The sequence below is a fragment of the Pseudophaeobacter sp. TrK17 genome, assembly GCF_042192375.1.
In the GTDB taxonomy this organism is placed as follows: Bacteria; Pseudomonadota; Alphaproteobacteria; order Rhodobacterales; family Rhodobacteraceae; genus Pseudophaeobacter.
The window spans coordinates 463,053-483,195 of record NZ_CP071700.1 but is presented as its reverse complement, the minus strand read 5'-3'; the positions used below and the strand labels follow the sequence as shown (position 1 = coordinate 483,195).

The window sequence follows — 20,143 nt, the reverse complement described above, 5'->3', positions numbered from 1 at the left end:
ACACCCGCTACCAACACGGGCTACAAACACGGGCAACGGCAACTCCCTCCCCCAATTCATCTTACAGAAAATACCTCGGGGGAGGTCGCAGACCGGGGGCAGCGCCCCCTGCCCCGGCTCGCTCCTGCCCTTAGGCTTCGACCAGCCCGCGCCCTTTCAGCAGGGCCTCCACCCCAGGCAGACGCCCGCGAAACGCGGTGTACAAATCCACCGGATCCACCGATCCACCAGTAGAGAGGATATGGGTCTCCAGCGCCTGGGCGCGCTCGGGATCAAAGGCACCGCCAGCCTCTTCAAAGGCAGCAAAGGCATCTGCATCCATGACCTCGGACCACATGTAGCTGTAATACCCCGAAGAATAGCCATCGCCAGAAAAGACATGGGCAAACTGGGGGGTCGCATGGCGCATTTTGATCGCAGGGGGCATGCCAATTTCTGCCAGAACCTCCGCTTGTTTTGCCATCACATCCTCAGGCGCCGCGCCTTCATGAAAGGCCAGATCAACCAGAGCCGAGGCAACATATTCAACCGTCTGGAATCCCATATCGTAGGTCGAGGCCCCCAGAACCTTGTTCAGTAACACAGGTGGCATGGCTTCGCCGGTCTCGGCATGGGTGGCAAATTCACGCAAGACCTCGGGCACTTCCAGCCAGTGCTCATATAGCTGGCTGGGCAGCTCGACAAAATCACGCGCAACCGAGGTGCCGGAAATGCTCTCGTAGCGCACATTCGACAACATCTGATGCAGCGCATGGCCAAACTCATGGAACAGGGTGCGGGCGTCATCCCAGGACAACAATGCCGGCTCAGCCTTGGCAAAGTTGCAGACATTGATCACGATCGGGCTGGTTACTTTGGGGAAATGAGCCTGGGCGCGCATGGCAGAACACCAGGCCCCAGAGCGTTTGGAGCCACGGGCAAAATAGTCGCCAATAAACACCGCCAGGTGTTTGCCATCGCGGGTGACCTCCCAGGCGCGGCAATCCGCATGATAAAGCGGCACATCCAGCGGTGTGAACTCCAGCCCAAACAAACGGTTGGCGCAGGCAAAGCTGGCCTCGATCATCCGGTCCAGTTGCAGATAGGGCTTCAGTTCCGCCTCATCCAAATCATGCTCCACCTTGCGCCGCTTCTCGGCGTAGTAACGCCAGTCCCAGGGCTCCAACTCGCCGTTGATACCATCCTCATGCATCATCTGCGCCAGAATTTCCGCATCCGCATTTGCCCGCGCCACGGCAGGCTGCCAAACATCCATCAACAGGCCGCGCACCGCGTCCGGGGTTTTGGCCATTTCGGTTTCCAGCTTGTAGTCAGCAAAGCTGTCATAGCCCAGTAGCGCCGCCCGTTCGGCACGCAAGGCAAGGATCTCGGCGGCGATGGCGCGGTTATCCGTCTCCCCCCCGTTGGCGCCGCGCGCTGTGAAGGCTGCAAAGGCCTTTTGCCGCAGATCTCGGCGGGGTGAAAACTGCAGAAATGGCGTAATGATCGAGCGCGACAGGGTCACAACGGGGCCAGCGGCCTCTTTCTCCTGTCCGGCGGCACGTGCGGCATCCACCACAAAATCCGGCAAACCTTCAAGGTCCTCTTCGCCCAGTTCCATGTACCAGTCGCGCTCATCCGCCAAAAGGTTCTGAGTGAACTCGGTGCCCAGGGTGGCCAGCCGCCCCTTGATCTCCTGCATGCGGGTGTCAGCCGCGCCTTCCAGCGCCGCGCCACCGCGCAAAAAGCCACGATGGGTGAGCATCAAAACCCGCTGCTGCTCAGCGCTGAGATCCAGACTGTCGCGCTGATCCCAAACCTGCTTGATGCGCGCATACAGCGCCTTATTCGCGGTAATGGATGAAAAATGCGCGGCCAGTTTTGGGGAAAACTGCCGCTGCAGCGCCTGCCGCTCTGGATTGCTGTCTGCGCCCGCCACGGTGTAAAAAACCGACAGAACCTGCTCCAGCGCCTGCACCGGCGTCTCCAGGGCCTCGATCACATTGGCAAATGTGGCCGGCTCTGGGGTCTCTGCGATTTCCTTGATCCAGGCCTGATGCTGCGCCAAAGCCTGATCCAACGCGGGCGCAAAATCCGCGTCAGTAATCTGATCAAAGGGGGCAATTTCAAAAGCGGTGTCCCAGGGGACCAAGAGGGGGTTGGACATGTCAAAACTCCTTTGGCCGCGACGCTAGCGGCAAACTTGGGCGGCTGCAATCAGGGTCCCAAGCGGTCTGCAAAATCAAATGAGCCGGGCCAGCCACATGAATGCACATGAACAGGGTAAATCTAGCCGCCCACCTCAGGACTGTCGACCAGAGTGGCCGACAAGATGCGGATCGGCACCCCCGCAATATTGGCTGCGCGCGCGATGCGCCATTCAAACCGGCCCATGCGCCCATCGGTGTCGATCAGCACCACCACCGCCTCCTTGCCGGTCACCTCGGCGGCAAACAGGGCCTGCTGAATACTGTCCAGGCTGCTGCGCTTATCCAGGCCGAACTCAACCACCCGGCGGTCGTTCTCGCAATCTATCCGGATTGAGGCGGCGCCGTCGGGATAGGTGAAATCATGCACGGCTTCAGGCGTGCCGCCAAATAGGGCACCGCAGAGGGCGGTAATGAAAAAGGCTTCGTTCAAATGCAGGGATGCTTTCGTCTTATCTATCGCTGCCGCACACCGGACAATCCTGGCGGGGCGACAGGCGGATCTTGCGGCTTTCGCCATAAAGCCCATCATAGATTAACATTTCACCCTGCAAAGTAGCGCCCGCGCCGGTCAACGCCTTGATCGCCTCCACCGCCATCATTGCGCCAACAACCCCCGGCAGCGGGCCGATCACCCCGGCCTGCGCACAGGAGGGCGCCAGCCCTTCGGCCGGGGCTTCGGGGAAGATACATTGATAGCAGGGGCCGCCTGATTTGGGGTGAAACAGGCTGAGCTGGCCTTCCCACTGCGACAATGCACCGGAAATGAGCGGCTTGCCGAGCTTCACCGCGGTTTCGTTCACCAGATAGCGGGTCTCAAAATTATCGGTTCCATCCAGGATCAGATCAAAATCGGCAAACAGATCCGCGGCGATATCCGCGGTCAGCCTGCGATGAAAGGGGCGCACCTCAACATAGGGGTTTTGCGCCCGCATCGCCGCCTCGGCTGAAAAAACCTTGGGCATGCCGATATCCTGATCCCGGTGGATCACCTGACGCTGCAGGTTGGCGTTTTCCACCTCGTCATCGTCGATCACCCCGATGGTGCCAACGCCGGCCGCCGCCAGATATTGTAAGGCAGGCGCCCCAAGCCCGCCGGCACCTGTCACCAGCACCCTGGCCTGTTTCAGCTTCTTTTGCCCCGGTCCGCCCAGCTCACGCAGCACGATATGGCGGGCATAGCGGTTCAACTCAGTGTCGGAAAACAGGGAGGGAGGCTGTGACATGGGGCTGCCTTCTGCATGGGCGCGGGTCTTGAGCTGAGAGATAATCCAGCCATAGCCCGCCGCCAAGAGGCCAAAACCGCCAAGGATCAGCCAGGGTTTTGGCGAACCTCCTGTTGCCGTGCGCAAATCATGGCCCTCGGGGAGGGTCAACTGCAGCAGCAGCACAGTGGCAAACAACACCGAGAGCAGGCAAGCCCGCATGGCGCGGCTCCAGCCCAGATAGGCGCCGCCCCACCAGATAAACGCAGCCAGAGCCAGAATGCGCAGCATCAGACTCTCCCGGTGGAGCCAAAGCCACCGCTGCCGCGTTCAGACTCGGGCAGGGTGTCAACCAGGGTGAACTGCGCCTGCAACACCGGAGCCAGCACCATCTGCGCGATGCGATCCCCGTGGGCGATGGTAAAATCTGCCTCTCCGGCGTTCATCACGATCACCCCCAGCGGGCCGCGATAGTCGCTGTCGATGGTGCCGGGGCTGTTTGGCAGGGTAATCCCATGTTTCAGCGCCAACCCTGATCGCGGGCGGACCTGCACCTCATAGCCCTGAGGGATCTCCAGCCGCAGCCCTGTGGGGACCAAGGCACGCGCACCCGGCGCCAGAGTCAGGCTGGCGCGATCCGGCAGATTGGCCCGCAGGTCCGCCCCGGCAGCTCCGGCAGTTTCATAGGCGGGCAGGGGCAGGCTCTGATCTGCGCCCGCATCATGGGCTATTTTGATCTCAACCATAGGGGCCTCATTGATTTGGGTTCTGTAACAACAAAAGGGGCCATGCAACGCGGCACGGACTGCTGGGCTTAATATTCACGGGCCTCAGCTTTTGCTGTTGAGCGTTGTGGCAATACGGGCGGCCAGCCGGGTGGCAACCTCTGCCTTGCCCATGCGCGGCCATTCCTCGGCGCCCTGATCGGAAATCAGGATCACCGCGTTCTCATCCCCGCCCATGATACCCGTAGCGGGCGAGACGTCATTGGCGACAATCCAGTCACAGCCCTTGCGCAGGCGCTTGGCGGTGGCGTTCTCCACCACATCATTGGTCTCGGCAGCAAAGCCAACCACCAGCGGTGGCCGCCCCTTCGCCATCCGCGACACCGTTTTTAGGATATCCGGGTTCTCTGCGAACTCCAGCACCGGCAGCCCGTCCTTTGATTTCTTCAGCTTGCGGTCCGAGGCGCTGGCGACGCGCCAATCGGCAACAGCCGCCGCAAAGACCCCGGCATCCACCGGTAAGGCCGCCTGCACTGCGGCCTCCATCTCAAGCGCGCTTTGCACCGCCACGACCTCCACCCCTTCGGGGGGCCGGATCTCTGCAGGGCCCGTGATAAACACCACTTCCGCGCCCTGATCGCGCAGAGCACGGGCCAGCGCTGTCCCCTGCGCCCCGGAGGAACGATTGGCGATATAGCGCACCGGGTCAATGGGCTCATGGGTCGGGCCAGAGGTCACCAGGATGCGACGCCCGGCCAGGCTGCCCTGCGGTGCATTCGCCCCCAGCTGCGCCGTGATGGCGGCCAGGATTTCAGCCGGTTCCGCCAGTCGGCCCGGGCCAAATTCACCACAGGCCATGCCGCCCTCATTGGGGCCGATAAACTGCACCCCGTCGCCGCGCAGGGTTTTGATATTGCGCTGGGTTGCCGCATGGTTCCACATGCGCACATTCATCGCAGGCGCCAGCAGAACCTTTGTATCCGTCGCCAACAGCAGGGTGGAGGCCAGATCATTGGCCAGCCCATGCGCCATTTTTGCCATCAGATCCGCAGTCGCAGGGGCGACCACAACCAGATCCGCGCTGCGCGACAGCTGGATATGGCCCATTTCGGCCTCAGCCGTCAGGTCAAACAGATCCCGGTGCACCGCTGTCCCGGCCAGGGCGGAGACCGACAAGGGCGTGACAAATTCTTCGCCTGCGCGGGTCAAAACCGGTGTGACGCTGGCACCCTGATCCTGCAGGCGCCGGATCAGCTCCAGTGATTTATAGGCCGCAATGCCGCCGCCAATGATCAGAAGAATTTTCTTTCCTGCCAGCATCTCAACTGCCCTTTGTTAACCGGACTTGGTCACAAGCCCGCGGCAACCCTAGCCGTTGCGGGACAAAGAGTGAAACGCTTTTGCCGCGCGGCGGCGGCCCACCTTCAGCGGCACGACAGATGTCTTAATCGGATTTGGCAAAACCCAGGCAGGGATCGGGACGCTGCACCGTCGGCGCCGACAGCACCACATCAAATTGCCCCTGGATTGCCCCCTCTTCCATCTGACCCAAGGCCCGGATCACCACATCAGGGAGCGCGCGTTGCAGGTAGACCGCGAGGCCACGGTCCAGCCGCGCATGACCATTGCCGGTGATCACCACCACCGGGCCGCCAGTCTGCTCCAGCGCCCGTTTTGCCGCGGCAGCAAGACTGGCGTCGCGCAGCCGCTGCACATCCACCAGCATCGGCAGGACATGGTCCGGCAAGGCATTGCAATGATTTGCCATCTGCTCCGCTTCCCGCGTAGCCTGCTCTGCGACGGGCAACGGCTGATCCAGCCCAAACTGCTGCGCCTGCGCGCCAAAATGGTTGGCGACCCCAAGCCGCAGGGCCTCCTTGGATTGCGCGCGCGGAACCAAGGCCCCGAACTGCATCGCCCGCGCCGCCCGCTTGAACACCGGTGCATAGAGGGTAAAATCAGGCCAGCCTGAAGCCTCCCACTCCAACACCCGGGCAGTCTCTGCTGGGTTTTGCAGGATCTGCGGTGTCAGCGCCTCGGCCTGTTCCTGAGTGATCATCTCCCAGACTACGGCTCTGGGCTGTAGTGCTGCGACCAATTCGGCCTGCACCTGATGATGCCTTTTGTTGTCATGCACCTCGCCCAGGATGGAGACATCCGCCCCGGCCAGAACATCAGCGACCTGCGCCACCGTCTGAGCCACCGTCTGAACCACCGTCTGCGCCAATCTCTGCGCCTGAAGCCCAGGCGCCGTCGCCTCAGCCCGAGCAGCTGATGTCAGACCAATACTGGTCGCGAGACCAATTGTCAGAACCGCTGCAGCGCTGATCCGCACAGGTTTTCTGATCGCGGCCTGTAATATCACACCCCGCCCAATTACAGTCCGGACATTTACAGTCCGGCCTGTCCCAACGGCGCCGACCAAGGCGGCCATGCGACCTCGGATGTATCCGAAAAAACAACCATGCCTGTTCATAAAAGCAGGTTTTGCACTTCCCCTGAGCGACGATCAAGCGTTTTTCTCATTTTGACAAAGGCCGCCGCCTCCAGCTGACGCACCCGCTCTTTGGACAGGCTCAGCTCGCGCCCAAGGTCCTCAAGCGTGCGCGGCGGGCTGCGTAGTTTACGCGCCATCACGATCCGCCGCTCGCGGCCGGTCAAGCTCTGCATCGCCTGCACCAACCAGCCGCGCAACTTGCGACGATCATGGCGCCTCTCGACCAGCTCTGCGGCCTGGGCGCCGTCATCCTCGAGGATCTCGATCCATTCGCGCCCATCAGGCTCGCTCGACTGCACCGCATTGAGTGAAAAATCATTGCCCGACAAACGGCCATCCATCATTTCAACATCCCGGATAGGCACCCCGATTTCAGAGGCGATTTGCTGATGCAGCTGATGTTTGTCCAGCCGCACCCCCTGCGTATCGGCCTGTCGTTCGAGCTGAGCCTGCACCCGGCGCAGGTTGAAGAACAGCGATTTCTGCGACGAAGTGGACCCCGTGCGCACCAACGACCAGTTGCGCATCACATAGTCCTGCACCGAGGCCTTGATCCACCAGACCGCATAGGTCGAAAACCGCACGCCACGATCCGGGTCGAACTTATCCGCGGCCTTCATCAGGCCCAGGCCAGCCTCCTGTATCAGGTCATTCATAGGCGCGCCGTAGCGTTTGAATTTCACCGCCATCGAAATGGCCAGCCGCATATAGGCATTGATCAACCGATGCAGCGCCTCAACGTCGCCGTCATCACGCCAGGCATGCGCCAGCCGTTTCTCTGTTTCTGCATCCAGCAGCTCTGCTTTCATCGCCTTTTTGGGCAATGGGTTTTCGGTGATATGGTCAAGCGTCATTGTTCCCTCCGGGCTCAGATCGTCTTGAAAAGCGGCAGACTAAGGCGCGGCACTGCCTTGGCCTCAGATATGGCCTAGGATCGGTATCTGCGCAGCGCAATGCCACGGTACTGCCTCGAAAATCTGCGTCTCAGGTCTGTCGTCAGACCCCTGCCTGCCGTGCAGAGTGGCTATCGCGCAAACTGGCAGGCCAGCGCAGCGGCACGGATGCTGTCTGCCCCTTGTTTTGGGCGCCTCCAGCAGGTACGCACAAAAGCGAAACCGTTCCTGTCCAAGGGTAAAGAACTTGTCTGCACCTGTCACATTCATTCTGGGCGGCGCCGCGTCGGGAAAGTCTAAATTCGCCGAGGGTTTGTGTTTTAAATCAACTAAGCCAAAGTCTTACCTTGCTACATCACAAGTGTTTGATGATGAGATGCAAGCCAAGATCGCGGCCCATTTACGGCAACGCGGCCGCGATTGGACCACCTATGAGGAACCTCTGGAAGCCGCCAAGCTGTTGCATCAGCTGCCCCAGGATCACATCTGCCTGCTGGACTGCGCCACCATGTGGCTGACCAACCACCTGTTGGCTGAGCACGATCTGGCAGCGGCCCAGGCCAACCTGTTAGAGGCCATCGAGGCCTGCCCGGCAGAGCTGGTGATTGTCTCCAATGAGGTTGGTCTTGGCATTGTGCCGGAAAATGCCCTGGCGCGTCGGTTCCGCGAGGCTCAGGGGCGGCTCAACATTGCGCTGGCGGCGCGCGCCGATGCGGTGGTGCAGGTCACCGCTGGGCTGCCACTGGTTTTGAAAGGTCAGCTATGACATCGCGCCTGTTTCTTGTCCGCCATGGTCCCACCCATGCCAAAACCATGGTTGGCTGGTCTGATCTGCCCGCAGATCTTTCGGATACTGCTGCCTTGTCGCGGCTTGAAGCGGCTTTGCCACCCGAGGCTCTGGTAGTCTCCTCCGATCTGATCCGCGCGGTTGAAACCGCAACGGCAGTGCAAGGCAACCGCCAGCGCCTGCCCCATATGCCGGCCCTGCGCGAAATCCATTTTGGCGACTGGGAGCTGCGTAGCTGGAAAGAGATCGACGCCGAAGACCCCAGCCGCATTCGGGCCTATTGGGAGACCCCTGGCGACACCACCCCTCCCGGAGGGGAAAGCTGGAATGAAGTCTGTGCCCGGGTCAACGATGCCATTGACAGCCTGCTTGCCACCCATGCCGGGCGTGATCTGGTGGTGGTCGGCCATTTTGGCCAGATCCTGACGCAGATTCAGCGGGCTGCAGGCCTCAGCGCAGAGGCGGCTTTCTCGCACCGTATTGACAACCTGTCGGTTAGTGAGCTGTTCTATGGACCAGAGGGCTGGCGCAGCGGTGCGCTCAACCAGCTTATCTAAGGTCAGAATTCATCAACTTTTGTGATGCATTCCCTCACAAATATTCGATTTGAGAATACATCTTGCGTTGCTAAGCTGCTGCCATGGCTTATGAACTTTATATTGGTGATCGCATGTATTCCAGTTGGTCGTTGCGCGGCTGGCTCATGCTCGAAAAATTTGCAATCCCGCATAACACCCATCTGGTGGGGCTCTACGCCGGCACCATGGCGCAGGATATGGCCCATCTGGCCCCTGCCCGCCTGGTCCCGGCGCTGGAAACCGATCAGGGGCTGGTGATTGGCGAGAGCCTGGCCATGGGGGAAACTCTGGCTGAACATTTCCCAACAGCCGGGCTTTGGCCCAGGGCTGCAGATCAACGCGCCACAGCGCGCTGGTTGGTGAGCGAAATGGTCGCCGGGTTTTCAGCCCTGCGCGGCGATTGTCCGATGCAGCTGTCCCATGTCTGGCAAGGATTCACCCCCTCCAAGGCGGTGCTGGCAGATCTTGCACGGATTGAGGCGCTTTTTGCCCATGCCCGCAAAATCTCTGGTGCGCCGGATGGCTATCTCTTTGGCAGCTACTCGCTGGCAGAAGTGTTCTACACCCCAGTGGCCGCGCGGATCATTGGCTATGACCTGCCGGTCTCTGCCGCAACCCGCGCCTACTGCGAGCTGCTGCTGTCAGATCCGGCGGTTCTGAAATGGCAGAGCCTCGCACGGGAGGTCACCTACGATCCCGAACCCTACCTTCTGGATCTGGAGCGGGCGGCCTGGCCCATCGGCTAGCCTGGCCCAATCGCCTGCCCCTTTTCCCGCAGGCCCTCGACCTGGTTGCGGCCCAAAGCGGCCAACAGCGTAAGGCTTGCGGGAAATCAGCACAAAAAGCGCCATGTTTCCCACCAGACATGCAGACTCCAATACCACGGAGGCTATGATTTTTCCTTGTTTGATCAAGGGAATGGAGTGGCATGATCAGCCGTGCAAACACAGTTGCCTTTCACGGCATAGATGCACGCCCCGTCGAGGTGCAATGCTCCCTGGTGGCTGGCCTGCCTGCCTTTGCCATCGTCGGCCTGCCGGATAAAGCGGTATCAGAGGCCCGTGAACGGGTGCGCGCCGCCTTTGCCTCCATGTCGATCGCCCTGCCGGCCAAGCGGATAACGGTCAACCTGTCGCCTGCGGATCTGCCCAAGGAAGGCAGCCATTTTGATCTTCCCATCGCTCTGGCCCTGCTCGCTGCCATTGGTCTCATCCCGCCGGACGCGGTGGCGCAAACCGTCGCTTTGGGCGAGCTGTCCCTGGATGGCATGCTGATGCCTGTCACCGGTGCCCTGCCCGCCGCAATGGGGGCCGCTGCCACCGACCGGCATCTGCTCTGCCCCAAAGCCTCGGCGGCTGAGGCTGCCTGGGCCGGTGATGCGCTGGTCATAGGCGCGGCCAGCCTGACCGAAGTGGTGCGCCATTTTACCGGCGAAATGCCGCTCGCCCCGGCCCGCCCCGGTGAGATGCGCAGCGAACCCATTCGGCGCGATCTGCGCGACATCAAGGGGCAGGAACAGGCCAAGCGCGCCCTGGAAATCGCCGCCGCCGGACGCCATCATCTGCTGCTTGTCGGCCCACCCGGCTCCGGAAAATCCATGCTGGCGGCCCGGCTGCCCTCGATCCTGCCGCCGCTCACCCCGGCTGAGGCGCTGGAAACCGCGATGATCCACTCCCTCTGTGGCCTCATCGACGAAGGCGGCATCAATCGCAGCCGCCCCTTTCGCGAACCCCATCACACCGCCTCGATGGCGGCTATCGTTGGTGGCGGCAGGCGGGCGCAACCCGGTGAGATCAGCCTGGCCCACAACGGCGTGTTGTTTCTGGATGAATTGCCTGAATTCAACCGCGCGGTGCTGGAAACCCTGCGCCAGCCGCTGGAGGCCGGCGAGGTGATGATTGCCCGAGCCAATGCCCATATCCGCTACCCCAGCCGGTTTATGCTGGTGGCGGCGGCCAACCCCTGCAAATGCGGCTATCTGGCCGATGCCGCCCGCGCCTGCGCCCGGGCGCCGGGCTGTGGCGAGGATTATCTGGGGCGCATTTCCGGCCCGATGCTGGACCGGTTTGACCTGCGTATCGAAGTGCCGCCCGTGGCCTATACGGATCTGGATCTGCCCGCCGCGGATGAGGGCTCCCCCGAAGCGGCGCAGCGGGTGGCCATCGCCCGTGAAATCCAGGCGGCGCGCTATCGCGACCTGCCCGAGGTCTGGCTGAATGCGGATGCCGAAGGCGCGGTACTGGAGCAGGCCACCGCATTGACCGACACTAGCCGCCAGCTGTTGCAGCGCGCCGCTGAACAATTCGGCCTCTCGGCGCGTGGCTATCACCGGGTGATGCGCGTTGCCCGCACCATAGCCGACCTTGCCTGCTGTGATCAGGTTGAACGTCCACATCTGGCCGAGGCCCTGAGCTTTCGCCTGCCATTAGTCAGCTGAGGTTGCGGCAAAGGCTGTACGCACAAAAACTGCGGCCTCTTCAAGCGCCGCCTGGCCCTCGGGCAGGATACCGGCCAGAAACTGCCAGACATGGGGCACATCCTTCCAGACCTTCAAATGCACCTCACCGCCTGCTGCCAGCAGCCGCGCCGCCATGCGATCCGCATCGGATCGCAGCACTTCGCCATCGCCAACCTGGATCAGCACCGGCGGCGGGTTTGGAAAATCGGCAAACAGCGGCGAGGCCCGCGCATCTGTCGGCTGGGCACCGCCCAGGTAAAGATCAACCGCTTCCTGCATCCGTGCTGTGGGGATGATGGCATCCCGGTGACGGTTGCCCTGAACGCTGGCACCGCTCAGGGTTAGATCGCACCAGGGCGAAAACGCCACCAGCCCGGCAGGGCGCTGCTGCTCTGGGTCCTGCTCCGACAGAAGATGCGCAAACAGGGCCAGTGCCAGGCCGCCCCCAGCACTATCACCGGCCAATAGGATATCACGGGCAGCATATCCGCTGCGGCGCAGATGGTGCCAACATGCCAGGGCATCGTCAAAGGCGGCAGGGAACGGCGCTTGCTGCAGCAGACGATAGTCCGGGATCAGGATCTCTGTCGAACAGGCACGGGACAGGCGCGACAACATCCCCTGATAGCTGCGCGCACTGCCGACCAGATAGGCACCGCCATGCAGAAACAGAATAACCCGCCCCGGCTGGCACTTGCCCTGCGAAAGCAAATAGAGCGGCACAGGCCCCGGGCGGCGCTGAAACCGTGTCAGCGGCAGTGCCGGGCTGAGCACAGGTGCCAGGCACTCAAAGCTGCGCCGCGCCATATCGGGGTGTCCAGCCCGCTCCAGCACCGGCTTCACCCCATAGCGCATCCATGCATTGATGGCCCGGCGCTGCCAGCTCATCAGCTGATTTTGGCCTCAATGGCCTGCCAGATCTTTTCAGCGATATTCACCCCGTCAAAGCGCTCCAACTCCTGGATGCCAGTGGGGGAGGTCACGTTGATTTCGGTCAGATAGTCGCCGATCACGTCGATACCGACAAAGATCTGGCCCTTTTCTTTCAACAGCGGCCCGATTGCGGCACAAATTTCCAGATCGCGCTCGGTCAGGCCGACCTTTTCAGGGCGTCCCCCCACATGCATGTTCGAGCGGGTTTCGCCCGCCGCAGGCACCCGGTTGATCGCCCCGACCGGTTCGCCATCCACCAGGATCACCCGTTTGTCGCCATTGCTGACATCGGGCAGGAACTTCTGCACGATCAGTGGCTCGCGGCTAAAGCCGGTGAACAGCTCATGCAATGAGGTCAGGTTGCGGTCATTGGCATCCAACCGGAACACCCCGGCGCCGCCGTTGCCATAAAGCGGTTTCAAGATCACATCGCCATGCTTGGCCTTGAAGGCCTTGATGGTGTCCAGATCGCGGGCAATGGCCGTGGGCGGGGTCAGGTCGGGGAAGTCCAGAACCAGCAGCTTTTCCGGATAGTTACGCACCCAGAAGGGGTCATTCACCACCAGGCAGTCGTCTTTCAGCCGGTCCAGAAGATGGGTCAAAGTGATGTAATGCATGTCAAAAGGCGGATCCTGACGCAGCCAGATCACGTCAAACTCGGCCAGATCAACTTCGCGCATCTCTCCCAGGATAGCGGGCGTCCCAGCCACCCGCTGCACGGTCATGTCCTGGCCGCGTGCGGTGATCTTGCCCTCCTGATAGGCCAGCTGATCGGGCAGGTAGAAAAACAGCTCATGGCCCCGCGCCTGGGCCTCTTCCGCCAGGCGGAAGCTGCTGTCGGCGTTGATGTCCACACCCATAATCGGGTCCATCTGGAAGGCAATTTTCATGGCAGGTTCCCTTTTGCTTTCGCCATAGATGGCGCAGCCGGGGGCGAGGTTCAATATGCCTTGTTCAAATTGCTGCGACCAGGATCAGCCCTGACCATAGGCGTTTTCCAGGATCTCGACCTCGCCTGTGCCAAAGACCAGCACCACATCAATGCGCGCCTCGCTCAAGGCGCCCTCAGGTTGCTGATCCAGAAACAAGGCGGCTGAGGCCTGCACCCGGCGCATTTGCCGTGGGGTGATCCGCGCAAGTGCCGCCGCATAGCTGGGGCCGGTCTTGACCTCGGCAAAGACCAGCAGCGCGCCCCTGCGCAGGATCAGGTCGATCTCTCCGGCAGCCCCGCGCCAGCGCTGCTCAACCAGCGCATAACCCAGCGCCTCATAGGCGCGCGCCGCTTGGTCCTCTGCCGCAGCCCCCGCAAGATGCGCGCGCAATCCGGTAGAGGCAGGCGGCTTGGGCATCTTAGCTCTCTTTCGCCAGTTTCAGCGCCAACTGGTAGACCTTGCGGCGGGGCATTTCATGGGCCTCCGAGACGATGGCGGCGGCATCTTTAACCGAGTTATTGACCAGAGCGGCCCGCAGATCACTTTCGATGTCACCGTCGCTTGCGACCACCTGCGAGGCCCGATCCACCAGCACGACAATTTCGCCCTTCACCGGGTGATCCACCAGGCTGGTGGCCAAATCGGCCAAGGGCAGGCGCCGCACCTCTTCGAATTTCTTGGTCAGCTCGCGACACAGCGCCGCCGGGCGATTGCCCAGCACATCCGCCATATCCGCAACCGAGGCGGCGATCCGTTTGGGGGATTCGTAAAAGGCCAGAGTGCCGGGAATCGCCGCAACCTCTTCCAGCCGTTTGCGCCGAGCCCCGCTGGCATTGGGTAAAAAGCCCGCAAAAAAGAACGCATCTGTCGGCAGACCCGCCAGCGCCAGCGCCGTGGTCACAGCTGTGGCTCCGGGCGCCGAGGTCACCAGATGTCCCGCCTCCGCGGCGGCTTTGGACAGGCCATATCCAGGATCGGCGATCAGTGGCATGCCCGCTTCGGAGGCATAGGCAACCGATTTTCCGGCCGCCAATGCGGCCAGCAATTTGCCGCGTGCACCCACTCCGCTATGATCATGGTAGGCAATCACATGGCGCTCACCCAGCGGCACGCCGTGGATTTCCATCAGACGGCGCAGCGACCGGGTGTCTTCGGCGGCGATCAGATCTGCCGAGGCCAGCACATCCAGCGCCCGCAGCGTGATGTCGCGCGCCGTGCCCAGAGGTGTTGCCACAAAATACAGTCCCGGCAACAAATTGACGATCTGATGATTCACGCTGGACCCGCCTTTTTGGTCGTTTATTATCCCCCCGGAACCAACACGGTGCACAAGCGCCGGACAAGGGGAGTTACAAGTCTATTATGTTTGCTGTTTTCAAGCGGGCCCGCAAGGCAACTTTGTCTGCAATCGCCGCGATTTCCACATTTGCACTGGCCGCCTGCGATCCGATTGCGATCGGCGGCGGACCCACAATCAATACGTCTAAACCCGTTCCCGTCGCGCTGCTGGTGCCGCGCGGCTCCGCCCAGTCTGGCGACTCGGTGCTGGCGCAAAGCCTGGAAAACGCTGCGCGTCTGGCGATCGCGGATCTGCAGGGCGTGCAGATTGACCTGCGCATCTATGACACGGCCGGCGATCCGACCCGTGCCGCTGCCGCCGCCACAGAGGCGGTGAATGGTGGTGCCCGGATCATTCTGGGCCCGGTCTATGCCGAAGCCGCCAATGCTGCCGGCATCGCCGCCGCCCGCAAGGGCGTCAATGTTCTGGCCTTTTCCAACACCACCTCGATCGCGGGCGGCAACGTCTTCATTCTGGGGCCAACCTATGACAACACCGCCCGCCGCCTGACCGCCTATGCCAAGTCCCAGGGCAAAAACAATATCCTGATTGCAGGCGGCAACAACGCCTCGGGGCTGGCAGGACAAGCTGCGATCCGCAACGCTGCGGCCCAGTCCGGTGTAACTGTTACCAGCAGCATTGGCTACGAGCTGTCACAAAAGGGCGTCATCAATGCCATTCCACAAATCCGCTCTGCGACAGGCAGCGGCGGCGTGGATGCGCTGTTCTTGACCGCCACCACGGCCGGCGCCCTGCCACTGCTGACTCAATTGCTGCCCGAAGCCGGGGTCAAACCCACCGACGTGCAATACATTGGCCTGACCCGCTGGGATGTTCCCGCCCAGACCCTGGCGCTGCCGGGGGTTCAGGGCAGCTGGTTCGCCATGCCGGATCCCGGCAAGGCCCGTGGCTTCCGCGATCGCTACGAGGCAACCTATGGCAATGCGCCCCATTCCATTGGTGGGCTGGCCTATGATGGGATCGCCGCAATTGGCGCACTGGTCGGCGCTGGCAAAGCGGATGCTCTGACAGCGGCAGCGCTGACACAGGGTGCAGGGTTCCACGGCACCGGCGGTATCTTCCGTCTGCGCCCTGATGGCACCAATGACCGCGGCCTGGCCATTGCAACGATTCAAGAACAGAAGGTAGTCATCATTGACGCAGCCCCCAGCAGCTTCCCCGGCGCAGGATCCTGATCCTGCCCGGACGGCCCATCACGATCAGCCCATAGCTCCCTTTGGCTCTGGGCTGATTTGCGATGCTACCGCTATTTTTGACTTCGCTGAGGTCCAGGCCCAGCTTGCAACCCTTGCCAAAGAGGTTGCGCCAGATGCCCTGCGCGGCGAAGCCGTTGCGCTGCTGCGTGAGGCCAATCAGCAGGGCCGCGCCATCATTGCAGCGGCCTTTGCCGAGGCCCCGTTTTCTGCCCGCGCCCTGACAAAATCCTACAGTTATCTGACCGATGGGCTGGTGCTGACGGCCTTCCATGTGGCCACCACTTATCTGCATCCCGTGGGCACCCCGACATCGGGTGAACGGATCGCCCTCATCGCGGTCGGGGGCTATGGCCGCGGCGAAATGGCACCGTTTTCCGACGTCGATCTGATGTTCCTTACCCCTTACAAGATCACCGCCTGGGCTGAGAGCCTCATTGAATCGATGCTCTATATCCTCTGGGATCTGCGGCTCAAGGTGGGACACTCCAGCCGGACGATAAAAGACTGCATCCGGCTTGGGACGGAAGATTACACCATCCGCACCGCCATGCTGGAGCAGAGATTCCTTACCGGCGACCGCGATCTGGCAGATGAGCTGGAAACCCGTCTGCGCAGCGAGCTGTTTTCCCGCGACGCCCATGATTTCATCGAAGCAAAACTGACCGAGCGAGACGATCGTCATTCGAAACAGGGCCAGCGCTATATGGTTGAGCCCAACGTGAAAGAGGGCAAAGGCGGTCTGCGTGATCTGCAATCGCTCTACTGGATCGCCAAATATGTCTATCAGGTGCAGGACGTCGCTGATCTGGTCCCCCTGGGCCTGTTCTCCCCGGAAGAGCTCGACACGTTTTCCACCGCCGCCAACTTCCTGTGGGCGGTGCGTTCGCATCTGCATTTGGCCACCAAGCGCCCGACTGAGCAGCTCAACTTTGATTTGCAGGTCGAGGTCGCAAGCCGCATGGGCTACAAGGATCGCGCCGGTCGGCGCGGCGTTGAAATCTTCATGCAGGAGTATTTCCGCCATGCCACAACCGTGGGCGATATCACCCGGATCCTGCTGACCAAGCTTGAGGCCAGCCAGCAAAAAGACGCCCCCCTGCTGGAGCGGATCTTCCGCCGACGCCCCAAAGTGAAATCGGATTACAAAGTCATTCACAACCGGCTGGATGTGAATGACCCAGAGGCCTTTCTCAACAACAAGTTGAACCTGTTGAGGATCTTTGAAGAGGCGCTGCGCACCGGCATGTTGATCCACCCGGATGCCATGCGGCTGGTCACCGCCAATCTGGATCTGATCGACGACGATATGCGCAACAACAAGGAAGCCCGGCGGATCTTCCTTGATCTGCTGTTGAAACATGGCAACCCGGAACGCGCCCTGCGCCGGATGAACGAGCTTGGCGTGCTCTCCGCCTTTATCCCCGAATTTGAACCCATCGTGGCGATGATGCAGTTCAACATGTATCACTCCTACACCGTGGATGAGCACACCATTCAGGTGATCTCTAACCTCACCGCCATCGAGAAGGGCGAACTGGAAGAAGAGCTGCCCCTGTCGTCGGAAGTGATCCACAAGGGGATCAACCGCAAGGTCCTGTTGGTTGCCATGCTGCTGCATGACATCGGTAAGGGACGCGAGCTGGATCATTCCATTTTGGGGGCGCAGATCGCCCGCAAGGTGGCCCCGCGTCTCGGTCTCAACAAGGTGGACAGCGAAACGGTGGAGTGGCTGGTGCGCAATCACCTCTTGATGTCGGATATGGCGCAGAAACGCGATATTGCCGACCCGCGCACCGTGCGGGGTTTTGCCAAGGCGGTGCAATCGGTCAAGCGGCTGGATCTGCTCTTGCTGCTGACGGTCTGCGACATTCGCGGTGTTGGCCCGGACACCTGGAACAACTGGAAAGCTGCGTTGCTGCGTGCGCTCTACAACCAGACCCGCGAGGCGCTGGAAAATGGCATGGAGGCGCTCAACCGCGAGCACCGTGGTGCCGCCGGCAAAAAGGCCCTGCGCGCCGCCCTGTCCGACTGGTCCAAGACCGATCTCAAACGCGAAACCGGGCGCCACTATGACCCCTATTGGCAGGGGCTTCATGTTACCGCCCATGTGGATTTTGCTGAAATGCTGAAAGAGCTTGAGGCAAAAAACGATGCCAGTGAGGTGGGTATTCGCCTGCATCCGGACGATGATCGCGACGCCACCCGTGCATGTTTTGTCATGGCCGACCATCCCGGGATTTTTGCCCGGTTGTCCGGCGCCCTGGCTTTGGTCGGGGCCAATGTGGTCGATGCCCGCAGCTACACCACCAAGGACGGATATGTGACCGATGCCTTCTGGATCCAGGATGCGGATGAGCATCCGTTTGAGGCCTCGCGGCTGCCGCGACTGACCCAGATGATCCTGAAGACCCTCAACGGAGAGGTGATGACCGGTGAGGCGCTGGAGTCCCGCGCCAAGTTTAAAAAGCGCGAAAAGGCCTTTAAGGTCCCCACCCATATCACCTTTGATAATGAGGGATCCGAGATCTACACCATCATCGAGGTCGACACCCGCGACCGCACCGGGCTGCTGTATGATCTGACCCGCACACTGGCCGGAGCCAATGTCTATATCGCCAATGCGGTGATCGCGACCTATGGTGAACAGGTGGTGGATACCTTCTACGTCAAGGATATGTTTGGCTTGAAATACCACACAAAATCAAAACAGGATTTCCTGGAACGCAAACTGCGCGAGGCGATCTCCGAAGGGTCTAAACGGGCGCGATCATGAAGCCGGTAAAATTGCTGTCGGGCTTTATGACGGTTGGCTTTTGGACCCTGGCCAGCCGGATCTTGGGCTTTGCCCGCGATATCATGATTGCCAGCTTCCTGGGCACCGGCCCCGTGGCCGAGGCCTTTTTGGTGGCCTTTAGCCTGCCCAACATGTTCCGCCGCTTCTTTGCCGAGGGCGCGTTCAACACCGCCTTTGTGCCGCTGTTTTCCAAAAAGCTGCAAAAGAATGACGATCCCGTCGGCTTTGCCCGCGATGCGCTGACCGGCCTGGCGACGGTTGTGATCGTCTTTACCCTGTTGGCACAGCTGGTAATGCCCTGGCTGGTTCTGGCCATGGCCAGCGGTTTTCGCAATGATGCGCGTTTTGATCTGACGGTTGATTTTGGCCGCATCACCTTCGCCTATATTCTGTTTATCTCGCTGGCGGCGCTGCTCTCGGGGGTGCTCAATGCCTCGGGGCGTTTTGCTGCTGCCGCAGCGGCTCCGGTCTTGCTCAACATCGTGCTGGTTGGCGCGTTGTTACTCGGCGAAAGCGGTCTGCTGGATGCCTATCTTCCTGCCAGCCGCCCTGATTTGCCTGGGTTTTCCCAGGGGACGTTACTGGTCTGGGCCACGCTTTTAGCCGGGGTCGCGCAGATGGCCCTGGTCTGGGTCGCTGCCAGTCGGGCGGGCTATCGCCTGACCCCGCGTCGGCCACAACTCACCCCGGACCTGAAACGTCTGGCAGTGATTGCGGCACCTGCAATGTTGGCCGGGGGGGTGGTGCAGATCAACCTGCTGGTCGGGCGTCAGGTCGCCAGCTTCTTTGACGGGGCGATTGCCTGGCTTAGCTATGCGGACCGGCTGTATCAGCTGCCTCTGGGCGTGGTGGGCATTGCAGTGGGTATCGTCCTGCTGCCAGATCTGTCCCGTCGGTTGGCCTCTGAGGATGCAGCGGGATCGCAATACGCCTTCAGCCGCGCTGGCGAGATTTCCCTGGCGCTGACCATTCCCTCTGCCATCGCGCTGGTGGCCATTCCCCTGCCGCTTGTCTCGGTCCTGTTTGAGCGCGGCGCCTTTTCCTTCACGGATAGCCAGGCCACGGCCCTTGCGGTCGCCATCTACGGGTTAGGCCTGCCTGCCTTTGTGCTGCAAAAGGTGCTGCAGCCGCTCTATTTTGCCCGCGAAGACACCCGGACCCCGTTCCGCTTTGCGCTGAACGCGATGGTGGTCAACGCCCTGGTGGCCATTGCAGGCGCGGCACTGCTTGGCTTCATCGGGGCCGCCATCGGTACCACGGTTGCGGGCTGGGCCATGGTCTGGCAACTGGCGCGCGGCACCAAAGATATGGGGCAAAGTGCGCGGTTTGATGCAAGGTTCAAGCAGCGGATCTGGCGGATTCTGGTGGCGGCCCTGCTGATGGGAGGGCTGCTCTGGGGCGCTGCCCTGGTGCTGGAGCCCTGGCTGTTCAGCGCCGGCATCCGCTATCCGGCGCTGGCGTTATTGGTCCTGATCGGCATCTGCGGCTATTTTGCGATTGGTGCCAGTATCGGTGCCTTCCGGCTGTCAGATTTCAAATCCAGCCTGCGTCGCGGCAAAGGTTAAGGCCACACGACCTGCGGCCCCCTCGCCAGCCACC

18 protein-coding genes are annotated in these 20,143 nt (G+C 61.5%); 7 read left to right on the top strand and 11 right to left on the bottom strand.

The annotated features are described in order from the left end of the window. Nucleotides 1-130 precede the first annotated feature (130 nt). The 7 genes from JZI28_RS02325 to JZI28_RS02295 all read right to left on the bottom strand — a co-directional run bounded on the left by JZI28_RS02325 (nucleotide 131) and on the right by JZI28_RS02295 (nucleotide 7,467). Nucleotides 131-2,146 (bottom strand): M3 family metallopeptidase, encoded by a 2,016-nt coding sequence (locus tag JZI28_RS02325; protein WP_375699109.1) that lies wholly within the window; start codon nucleotides 2,144-2,146, stop codon nucleotides 131-133. A gap of 122 nt (nucleotides 2,147-2,268) precedes the next feature. Further along, the gene (locus tag JZI28_RS02320) at nucleotides 2,269-2,619 is read right to left on the bottom strand and encodes a hypothetical protein (protein ID WP_375699108.1); all 351 of its coding nucleotides are present in this window, start codon (nucleotides 2,617-2,619) and stop codon (nucleotides 2,269-2,271) included. Between the two features lie 19 nt (nucleotides 2,620-2,638). Next, complete coding sequence (locus tag JZI28_RS02315; protein ID WP_375699107.1) at nucleotides 2,639-3,682, bottom strand: ThiF family adenylyltransferase; 1,044 nt, start codon at nucleotides 3,680-3,682, stop codon at nucleotides 2,639-2,641. Further along, nucleotides 3,682-4,137: a dUTP diphosphatase gene (gene dut, locus JZI28_RS02310; protein ID WP_375699106.1), complete on the bottom strand. Its 456-nt coding sequence runs from the start codon at nucleotides 4,135-4,137 to the stop codon at nucleotides 3,682-3,684. The genes JZI28_RS02315 and dut overlap by 1 nt, the downstream gene beginning before the upstream one ends. A gap of 84 nt (nucleotides 4,138-4,221) precedes the next feature. Next, on the bottom strand, nucleotides 4,222-5,436 hold the full coding sequence (coaBC, locus tag JZI28_RS02305) for a bifunctional phosphopantothenoylcysteine decarboxylase/phosphopantothenate--cysteine ligase CoaBC (protein WP_375699105.1): 1,215 nt from the start codon (nucleotides 5,434-5,436) through the stop codon (nucleotides 4,222-4,224). A gap of 124 nt (nucleotides 5,437-5,560) precedes the next feature. Next, a complete protein-coding gene (locus JZI28_RS02300) occupies nucleotides 5,561-6,451 on the bottom strand; it encodes a ChaN family lipoprotein (RefSeq protein ID WP_375699104.1) in 891 nt (296 codons plus the stop codon). Nucleotides 6,452-6,588: 137 nt separating this feature from the next. Beyond that, nucleotides 6,589-7,467, bottom strand: a complete 879-nt coding sequence (locus JZI28_RS02295) for an RNA polymerase factor sigma-32 (RefSeq protein ID WP_297341218.1) — start codon at nucleotides 7,465-7,467, stop codon at nucleotides 6,589-6,591. Between the two features lie 166 nt (nucleotides 7,468-7,633). Here JZI28_RS02295 and cobU point away from each other — a divergent pair, with 166 nt between their 5' ends. The 4 genes from cobU (at nucleotide 7,634) to JZI28_RS02275 (ending at nucleotide 11,308) form a co-directional block, all read left to right on the top strand. Beyond that, a complete protein-coding gene (cobU, locus tag JZI28_RS02290) occupies nucleotides 7,634-8,272 on the top strand; it encodes a bifunctional adenosylcobinamide kinase/adenosylcobinamide-phosphate guanylyltransferase (RefSeq protein WP_375699103.1) in 639 nt (212 codons plus the stop codon). Continuing rightward, nucleotides 8,269-8,850: a histidine phosphatase family protein gene (locus tag JZI28_RS02285; protein WP_375699102.1), complete on the top strand. Its 582-nt coding sequence runs from the start codon at nucleotides 8,269-8,271 to the stop codon at nucleotides 8,848-8,850. The genes cobU and JZI28_RS02285 overlap by 4 nt, the downstream gene beginning before the upstream one ends. 83 nt (nucleotides 8,851-8,933) lie before the next feature. Further along, nucleotides 8,934-9,617, top strand: coding sequence for a glutathione S-transferase (locus tag JZI28_RS02280; protein WP_375699101.1), 684 nt, complete (start codon nucleotides 8,934-8,936; stop codon nucleotides 9,615-9,617). Between the two features lie 182 nt (nucleotides 9,618-9,799). Further along, a complete protein-coding gene (locus tag JZI28_RS02275) occupies nucleotides 9,800-11,308 on the top strand; it encodes a YifB family Mg chelatase-like AAA ATPase (protein WP_375699100.1) in 1,509 nt (502 codons plus the stop codon). On the opposite strand, the gene JZI28_RS02270 is transcribed toward JZI28_RS02275, so the two are convergent. The 4 genes from JZI28_RS02270 to rsmI all read right to left on the bottom strand — a co-directional run bounded on the left by JZI28_RS02270 (nucleotide 11,297) and on the right by rsmI (nucleotide 14,470). Next, nucleotides 11,297-12,217, bottom strand: coding sequence for an alpha/beta hydrolase (locus JZI28_RS02270; protein WP_375699099.1), 921 nt, complete (start codon nucleotides 12,215-12,217; stop codon nucleotides 11,297-11,299). The two genes, JZI28_RS02275 and JZI28_RS02270, sit on opposite strands and share 12 nt — an antisense overlap. Then, nucleotides 12,217-13,152, bottom strand: a complete 936-nt coding sequence (gshB, locus tag JZI28_RS02265; RefSeq protein ID WP_297341024.1) for a glutathione synthase — start codon at nucleotides 13,150-13,152, stop codon at nucleotides 12,217-12,219. Before gshB ends, JZI28_RS02270 begins: the two co-directional genes overlap by 1 nt. Before the next feature lie 84 nt (nucleotides 13,153-13,236). Then, complete coding sequence (locus JZI28_RS02260) at nucleotides 13,237-13,611, bottom strand: YraN family protein (protein ID WP_295452529.1); 375 nt, start codon at nucleotides 13,609-13,611, stop codon at nucleotides 13,237-13,239. A gap of 1 nt (nucleotide 13,612) precedes the next feature. Then, nucleotides 13,613-14,470 (bottom strand): 16S rRNA (cytidine(1402)-2'-O)-methyltransferase, encoded by an 858-nt coding sequence (rsmI, locus tag JZI28_RS02255; protein ID WP_375699098.1) that lies wholly within the window; start codon nucleotides 14,468-14,470, stop codon nucleotides 13,613-13,615. Nucleotides 14,471-14,556: 86 nt separating this feature from the next. Here rsmI and JZI28_RS02250 point away from each other — a divergent pair, with 86 nt between their 5' ends. From JZI28_RS02250 to murJ, 3 genes are read left to right on the top strand one after another with little or no spacing between them, the layout of a single operon-like run. Continuing rightward, nucleotides 14,557-15,729, top strand: a complete 1,173-nt coding sequence (locus JZI28_RS02250) for a penicillin-binding protein activator (protein WP_297341021.1) — start codon at nucleotides 14,557-14,559, stop codon at nucleotides 15,727-15,729. Beyond that, nucleotides 15,689-18,523, top strand: coding sequence for a [protein-PII] uridylyltransferase (locus tag JZI28_RS02245; protein WP_375699097.1), 2,835 nt, complete (start codon nucleotides 15,689-15,691; stop codon nucleotides 18,521-18,523). The genes JZI28_RS02250 and JZI28_RS02245 overlap by 41 nt, the downstream gene beginning before the upstream one ends. After that, nucleotides 18,520-20,109, top strand: coding sequence for a murein biosynthesis integral membrane protein MurJ (gene murJ, locus JZI28_RS02240; protein ID WP_375699096.1), 1,590 nt, complete (start codon nucleotides 18,520-18,522; stop codon nucleotides 20,107-20,109). The genes JZI28_RS02245 and murJ overlap by 4 nt, the downstream gene beginning before the upstream one ends. Nucleotides 20,110-20,143: the final 34 nt, after the last annotated feature.